Annotated in this window: 5 protein-coding genes; all 5 read left to right on the top strand. The window is 36.7% G+C overall.

Going from position 1 to position 8,388, the window contains the following annotated elements:
* Positions 1-77 precede the first annotated feature (77 nt).
* From QZ375_RS12720 to QZ375_RS12700, 5 genes are read left to right on the top strand one after another with little or no spacing between them, the layout of a single operon-like run.
* The gene (locus tag QZ375_RS12720; RefSeq protein WP_295219627.1) at positions 78-5,723 is read left to right on the top strand and encodes a polymorphic toxin-type HINT domain-containing protein; all 5,646 of its coding nucleotides are present in this window, start codon (positions 78-80) and stop codon (positions 5,721-5,723) included.
* A gap of 11 nt (positions 5,724-5,734) precedes the next feature.
* Positions 5,735-6,142: a hypothetical protein gene (locus QZ375_RS12715; protein WP_226943199.1), complete on the top strand. Its 408-nt coding sequence runs from the start codon at positions 5,735-5,737 to the stop codon at positions 6,140-6,142.
* A gap of 37 nt (positions 6,143-6,179) precedes the next feature.
* On the top strand, positions 6,180-7,034 hold the full coding sequence (locus QZ375_RS12710; protein ID WP_295219626.1) for a polymorphic toxin-type HINT domain-containing protein: 855 nt from the start codon (positions 6,180-6,182) through the stop codon (positions 7,032-7,034).
* Positions 7,031-7,816 carry a DUF4303 domain-containing protein gene (locus QZ375_RS12705; protein WP_295219625.1) on the top strand — a complete coding sequence of 262 codons (786 nt, stop codon included), beginning with the start codon at positions 7,031-7,033 and terminating at the stop codon, positions 7,814-7,816. Before QZ375_RS12710 ends, QZ375_RS12705 begins: the two co-directional genes overlap by 4 nt.
* Before the next feature lie 13 nt (positions 7,817-7,829).
* The gene (locus QZ375_RS12700; RefSeq protein WP_295219624.1) at positions 7,830-8,195 is read left to right on the top strand and encodes a hypothetical protein; all 366 of its coding nucleotides are present in this window, start codon (positions 7,830-7,832) and stop codon (positions 8,193-8,195) included.
* The last annotated feature ends 193 nt before the right edge of the window (positions 8,196-8,388 follow it).

Below are 8,388 nucleotides of genomic sequence, written 5' to 3'. Positions count from 1 at the left end.
GTATGTCCTTTACAACTGATATTCCGAAATTTTGGTCTGGCAATCAGGGAGCAACACTGAATATTAGCAATGGTTATTTGGAAGTTTCCAATAACTTAGTATTTCGTACCGCTTCTCCAGATGGTTGGGGTGGAAATGCCGGACAAAATATGCGGCTGAATGGCGGTACCGTGATTATCGGTGGCGACTTTAATTTTGGCCAGGCAAATTGCTATGACACCATTTGGATGACAAACAGTGCAGATTGGCTCGAAGTATATGGAAACTGGAATTATATCACATTGACCGATATGGAAGGAAAATGGACAGCAGGTAATATCTGTTTCTTTGGACCAATCTGGGAAGTCAATGAAGCTTCTGGGCCGAAATCGATCTATTCTTCCGGTTCACAAGTCATTCATTTTGGTTATGAAGGCGGCAAACAGACCGTTCTTTGGGACAACTGTGAAACATATATCAATAATGAAGATGGTTCTCTGAATACAGAAAGAACATTCAATTTTGATGGCGGTATTGACTTCATATATGATTTTACTGCTGAAAATTACTGGTTCCGTCCGTGGTGGAGACCTTATGATGAACCGGACTATACCCTTTACCGTAAAGGTTGGGAAATGGGTGATGGTGTGCATCCTGCCACTGGCAATTATACCAAAACATTTGTTGATTTGGCAGTAAAATCTCCGGGTATGGATGCAGACTTTGTCAGAACTTATAATTCGACCAATACAGAAGAAGGATCTTTCGGTATTGGCTGGGATTTTAATTTGGATGTCAGCAAGATAATTCAACCAGCAGAAAACTATTATCAAGTTGTGCTTCCCAATGGTTCAAATACCACATTTAAACAAAACGGTACAAAGTTCGAATGTGAAAATGCACATAGTACGATGGAAAAGAATTCAAGTGGCTATGTTGTCACGCTCAATGATCAAACAAAGTACTATTTTAACAATAAGTTAGAAATGTATCGGATGGAAGATCCACACGGAGATACAATTGAAATTAGTGCAATTGATGGAAATCATGTTCGTACTGTAACGGATTCTACAGGACGACAGTATAAAATTACCTATACTTCTAATGATGCACACAAACGAATTACGAAAATTGAAGATCCGACTTCTGGAAGAATTGTGGAATATACATACGATAACAATAATCAGTTGGCTTCAGCAAAAAGTATATTGGGTGCTGTAGAGAGTTATTCTTATGATGATAAGAAGCACTTGAATAAAATCACCAATTGCTATGATGAAGTTACAGAAGAGATGGTTTATTATTCAGATGGTCGTGTGGATTACCTGACAAATTCTTCTGGTTTGAAGCAGGTATATCAATATGATAAGGCAAAGAAACAAACTTCTATCAAAGAATATGATAACGGAAAATATGTAAAGGAAACCAAGTGTGATTATGATGAAAAGCTGGCAGTAAAGACAAACATTGTTTATACAGACGGTCAGACTTTTGAAATCGAAAAGGCAACCTATACAAAGGATTCTGACGGAAAAAATAAATATGATGAAATTGGTGAATATGCAGATGAAAATGGGAATATCACCAAAAACACATATGATAAAAATGGTAATCTAACAGATGTAATTAATCCAGATGGATCTAAAACATATTCTCGATACAATAGTAAAAATTACATGACTGTTTCTGTTGATGAATGCAATAATGTTACATTAAAGGAATATGATGATACTGGTGTTATGGTGATAAGAGAAGCACAGAGTATTCATCCTTATAGTGATGTATCTGCATTCCTTTCGGATAAATTTAATGTGAAAGATTATCTGAATAATCATGCAAGTGAATTTGCAATCACAACCTATGAATATTGTACAGCCGGAGAACAGCACATTATTCATGGCTTGATTAGGCGATTAATAGATCCGGAAGGTAATGTAACAGAGTATGTGTACAATGCAGATGGCACAGTAAAACAGGAATGGAAATATGCTGCTGGTCAATCTAAGCAAGATGGTGGCTGTACATCATATGAATATAATGATATGTTCCTGATTAGCAAAACCACTTCTCCTGGTGGGAATGTGACGGAAACCACTTACGATAAGATGGAAAATGTCATTTGCCAAAAGGAATATGGAAAAGGTAGTTCACCAGCTGTTACTAGAACGCAGTATGATTTGCTTGGACGTGCTATTAAAGAAGTTTCACCGAATGCGTACGATGCAGCATTGGATAATGGAAACGAATATGATAGTGGCAATGCAAAAACAAACTATGCCTCTCATACTTACTATCCAAGCGGTCTTGTAAAGACAGATACCGATGCTGTTGGCAATGTTACATCTTATGAGTATGATGCATATGGGAATTTAACTGTTACGACACACCCCAATGATAGCCAAAGTATTGCAGTTTATGATGGATTGGGACGAGAAATCAAAACTTATTTCAAAGATCATAAATATTCTTCGGATAAGTTGATTTTGACAACTACCTCATATGCTTTGCAAAAAAATTATGCCTTTAAAACATTTAATGGTGTAGAAAAGGCAGCAACTGATTCTGCTCATAATGGTCTTTTAACAACAAAAACACAATATATAACAGCGAAAAAGCAGGTTATTTCTACTACGCTTACAGATTATCGTGGAAATACAGTACAAGAAAAAGTAAACGATAAAGTTAAGCGTACAAACACATATTATGCAAATGGAAATCTTGGCAGTGAAACAGATGCTAAGGGCAATGTTACAAAATATGCTTATGATACGCTGAACAAGCAAACAGCAAAATATACTCCTTTTACCAAAGAGTCTAATGGTACAATTGAGTATAGCATTACTAAAAATGGTTATGACAAAAATGGGAACGTAATTTCCGGAGAAACAACTATTCAAAAACAAGGGTCTGGAAAAGAAGCATGGAGCAAGGTTACATATGCTTACGATTATCTTGGAAATATTACACAAACTGTTCTGTATGGCGATGGCGATACCAAGAACTATACACAATATTTCTATGATAAAGATGGCCTTCGCACTAAAATGTATACTGGTATGTCATCTGAAAATGATACAGACCGATTAGAAACACTGTATGAATATGATGATCACAGTAATCTTGTTCGTACCATTGAACGTTCCAACAATACGGAAACCTACAATTCTGGGACACTTACCTACGACTTAAATAAGAATGTTATACAGTCTATCGATTCTAATGGAAATAGGACGACAAAAACGTATGATGCCTTAAACCGTATTTTAACATCCGATACTGTTTGTGATGATACGAGCAAAAATGTATCCCAGAAAATTTCCTATGACAAAATGGGTCAAACGATTCAAGTTGTTCAAAATGGGAAAACAACAGATTTTATCTATGATGCCCTTGGCCGTTTAACAGAAGAACATAGTCCGGATTGCTTTAAGGGATATTATTATGTAGGCAGTACAGAAAATAAGGAAAAACTGCTGTTAGGTCAGTCAAATCTCTTAATTTACGGTACGACAGAATATGAGTATGATGACGAGATGCGGCTCTCTAAGGTTTCAGATACCGGAAAAGACTCTGTATCTTATACCTATGATGAAAATGGCAATAAGGCTTCTGCAATTTACGGAAACGGGACAAAAACAGAATATTCTTACAATCTTTCTAATCATGTAACTTCGCTTGTAAATAAGAAATCTAATGAGATTATTTCTCAATATGATTATACTTATTACTTAGACGGATCTGATGCTTGCAAAACCCGTACAGAAAGTGGTATAATAGAAACGACGTCATATGATTACGACAGAATGGGACGATTGGTTTCCGAATCGGAGGTTAACGGAAACATCAGCAACAACATCTCGTATGAATATGATGATTACAGTAATCGTTCTCAGATGACAGTAAGCGGTGAAGAGGACTACATCACTACTTACAATTATTCTTCAAACGGACATTATACTGGCTTACTTCAGAAAGAAAGTAAGAAAACAGGCGATGTAGTACGGAATACCGTATACACCTACGATGCAAACGGAAATCAGCTGACTAAGAATGATCCGGATGATGGTTTACAGACAAATACTTACGATGGCTTAAATGAACTGATTGGTGTACAGAACGGCGAAATGACTGCTTCCTACACATATGGTTATGATGGCCTCAGAAGAACCAAAACTGTAAACGGGGAAACCACCACACATGTCTATGACGGGCAAGAATTGATGGTGGACATCGGGAAATCTGTATATGAAGCAGATGTCTATGTTCGAGGAACAGGTTTGATTTCCAGCCGTGCGTTCTATAACGGTATGACCAGTGATGTGACATACTATCTTCAGAATGCACACGGTGATGTTGTCAACCTGACCAGCGAAACCGGAGATAAGACGAAAACCTATCGGTATGATGCGTTTGGCGTAGAAAAGAATTCGGATGAGAACGATGAAAACCCCTTCCGGTTCAGCGGAGAGTATTTCGACAAAGAAACTGGAACCATTTATCTTCGTGCAAGATATTACGATCCTGAAATTGGACGATTCATTTCAAGAGATACTGTAACCGGTACTGCAAATGATCCGCTCAGCTTGAATTTGTACACATATTGCAGAAACAATCCGATTCCTTTGAATGATCCAGACGGACATTTCTGGGGTCTTGTTGCAAAAGCTGCAATTGGTGCTGTGATCAATGTAGCGGTTACCGCAGTGTGCGATTATCTGGATGATGGTGAGTTCAATAGCGGAGCTGGAGAATATCTGTCAGCAGCGGCAACAGGAGCCTTATCGGCGGTAATTTCTCCTGCAAAGTGTGCAGAAAACGTTGCAAAACGCATGGTGAAGAGCGGCTTAAAAGAAGCGGCGATCGGTGCAGTTGGCGATGGAATCAAGCAGCTTGCAGATGGAGAATTTGACCCGAAGGAAATGGCAATCAATGCCGGAAAGAACTTCGTCAGCGGAGCATTAAACGGCAAGTTCAATGCAAGCTGTTTTGCTGCTGGTACGATGATCGAAACAGCGGATGGTGACCGTCCGATCGAAGAAATTCAGATTGGAGATCTGGTTCTTTCTGCAAATCCGGAAACGGGAGAAATTGCGTACAAGTCTGTTGTCAATACCTATGTTCATGTAACAGATACGGTACTCTATCTGACGATTGATGAAGAAATCATCGAAACGACAGAAGACCATCCGTTCTGGGTAGAGGGACAGGGTTGGACAAGTGCAAAGTTGTTGCAGCCCGGCGATGTGGTTCGGCTGAAGGATGGTTCTACACAATGCGTAGATGACATTGAAATTGTAGAACTGCCGGAAGGCGAGTATGTTGCAGTTTACAACTTCGAAGTCGCTGATTTCCATACTTACTTTGTTTCTGATTATGATGTTCTGGTTCATAATGATTGTAAAGATGATGCAATCAAGGAAATTGACCCAAGAAAAATCAATTATTCACAAAGAACAATAAATTCATCTTTCGATACACCTAATGGAAAAAGGCCTATACAAAAAATAATATCGAAAGGTTCAGAACAAGTAGGCAATTTTAAGCCTATTAATGTAATAAATGTTAAGGGTCAATATGTTGTACGAGACGGCAATAGTCGACTATACATTGCACAGAAGACAAAAGCCAAAAAAATAAAAGTTCATATTGAAACTGATATTGATGCATTTAGAGATTTGAACAAAAGATTAAAATCTAATGGACTCCCCAAAACAGGAACTAAAAAATATCCGAAAGAAAAGTAAGGTGTATCTCTTTGGAATATTTTGATATTACTGTAAAAGATGTTTACTCTGCTTTAATTAAAATAAATTCCTGGGAAAGTTGGGAACTATTTGAAAAACGATATTTTAATGAGGAATATTGGAAAGAAAAGGATTTATCCATGCTCTTAAAAGAGGAAAATATAAAACCTGTATATGCCAATGGAATTGAATGGAAGCATGTCATAACTCCGTATATTTTGCCTAAAAAATATGAATGTATTTATGAATTTTGCTTTCAGTATGCAGTAAAAAAAATAGATTATATAACATATATCAATAATGTTGAAGAAAATGGGCGATGGTGTGTTTTTTGTAAAAGATATGCGAAAGTGAACAATATATTAAAGTGCCCATTCTGCAATCATTATCTACTACTATTTCCATTAAATGAAAAATAATTTCCAACCAATAGTGGCAACTTCATAATATGCAATAATGGCAATCAATGCCGGAAAGAACTTTGTAAGCGGAGCATTAAACGGCAAGTTCAATGCAAGCTGTTTTGCTGCTGGTACGATGATCGAAACAGCGGATGGTGACCGTCCGATCGAAGAAATTCAGATTGGAGATCTGGTTCTTTCTGCAAATCCGGAAACGGGAGAAATTGCGTACAAGTCTGTTGTCAATACCTATGTTCATGTAACAGATACGGTACTCTATCTGACGATTGATGAAGAAATCATCGAAACGACAGAAGACCATCCGTTCTGGGTAGAGGGACAGGGTTGGACAAGTGCAAAGTTGTTGCAGCCCGGCGATGTGGTTCGGCTGAAGGATGGTTCTACACAATGCGTAGATGACATTGAAATTGTAGAACTGCCGGAAGGCGAGTATGTTGCAGTTTACAACTTCGAAGTCGCTGATTTCCATACTTACTTTGTTTCTGATTATGATGTTCTGGTTCATAATAATTGTTCTGACCACGCTAAAGTGTTAAGAGCTAATATGGCGAAAGAAGGAAGGTATGTTGGTAATAATCAAGCAGCAGCTCATATCGTTGCATCAGGAGGCAAGAAAGGTCATTGGGCATATGCAGCAGATTCAAGAGTTTTGCTTGATAAATACGGACTTAATGTGGATACAGCCGCAAATGGTGTTCCTTTAGGAAACCCTAAGCCACATAGTTTTACACATACAAAACAATTCAATATGCGTGTTAATGAACGATTGCATTCTGTTGAAAATACAATGCGTGAAAATGGAAGAGGGAAAAAAGCCATTAGAAGAGGTTTGCAGCGAGAATTAAGATCAATTGGAAGACAAGTCGTAAAAGGAAATTTTAAAATATGAATAATTCTGGTTTTGAATTAGAGAAGATGCTTACAAATTCGGCTGGTAAATGCATTAAGCAATTGTTTCATGATCATAAAGAACAATTTTATTATTGTGCTTTTATAAAGCTGGAGAATAGCACTCCTTTTATATCAGCTTGGTCTTTTGAAGCACTGGAACATGTCATCCATGACAATCAAGTGAATGATGCTGAAAAGAAGATGTACAAATGGTCTTATGCGGATTCTCCGTACTGTGCGTATCAATATGATGATTATTTTCTTGACATTCAAAAAATATACGAAGAGAGAATATCACAGATACATTCAGAATCTGATTATATAGCAGAAGAACTTTTTTGGTTAAATTCTATGGAAAAAGCAATGTCAAATCTGGATAAAATGGGACTATTTGGAGTAGGAGAAAAGCGACTACAAATTGTGATAAATGTAGAAGTGATGCCGCCAGATTTTTCAAACACAGAACGGGCTTTGCGGTTGAATCCAAGACTTGCATTAACAGAATGGTTAGAAGAATGCTCGGAAGAAGATGAATTTGAAGAAGATTCAGAAGATTCTCGCCTTTGCAATGTTGTGGTAATATCTAAAATAACAAACAAAAATGACGTTCTAAGAATAAAAAAAGCATTTGGATATACTGGGAGTGTTGTTTCTCTTTTTCAAGGCGTATTATCTCCGCCTTTTGAATTAGAAAAAGAAGTGAAGTACAAAGATGCTATACAAGTACTTTCAAAATTTCCAGCATTAAGAAAATTTATACACCTCAATATTGTTAAATGATTAGGTGGTTGGCATGACATTATTTGAAGAATGTATAGCTACTTTGAAAAACTACAGCATTGTAGAGGATAATAAGCTAATAAATCAAATTCTTTCCAATTTAAATCTTACATTTTATGGAAAAGTTGATTTTTCAAAGTATGCTGATTCCCATGAAGTTAGTTTAAATGAAATACATATGTTGTCTGGTGAAAAGGAATATTATGTAATATGGACTGATGCGGAAATTCCGATAATTAAGTGCAATATTGATGATATTTTAGATAACATTGATGATGTATTAGCGGTTTCGTTTGATACTTGGCTTATATCAGTTGATATGAAACGATTAATTGAGTTTTATCATGAGGGAGATATAACTTTAGGTAATATCTTATAAGGACACTACTCAATGCGGAAATTATAGAAGAAATAAAAATATTCTTTCCGAATATGAGCAAAAATTTATTGAAATTTAGGCTTATAGGTAATAGAAGTGCTAAGTGAGCTTTATTAATCCTAACATAGGTTTTCTGTTCTCAGATGTCAAGTAAAATTGAATCAAGTAAAAAATCCGATAGGACAATTCCTGT

The sequence above is a fragment of the Ruminococcus sp. genome, assembly GCF_019417665.1.
GTDB lineage: Bacteria > Bacillota > Clostridia > Oscillospirales > Ruminococcaceae > Ruminococcus_C.
This window is presented reverse-complemented; position numbering and strand designations above follow the sequence as displayed.

What these genes read in the sequence shown, in the direction of transcription:
- QZ375_RS12710 (WP_295219626.1), top strand. Translation starts at nt 6,180, where the DNA reads ATGGCAATCAATGCCGGAAAGAACTTTGTAAGCGGAGCATTAAACGGC.
- QZ375_RS12700 (WP_295219624.1), top strand. Translation starts at nt 7,830, where the DNA reads ATGACATTATTTGAAGAATGTATAGCTACTTTGAAAAACTACAGCATT.
- QZ375_RS12705 (WP_295219625.1), top strand. Translation starts at nt 7,031, where the DNA reads ATGAATAATTCTGGTTTTGAATTAGAGAAGATGCTTACAAATTCGGCT.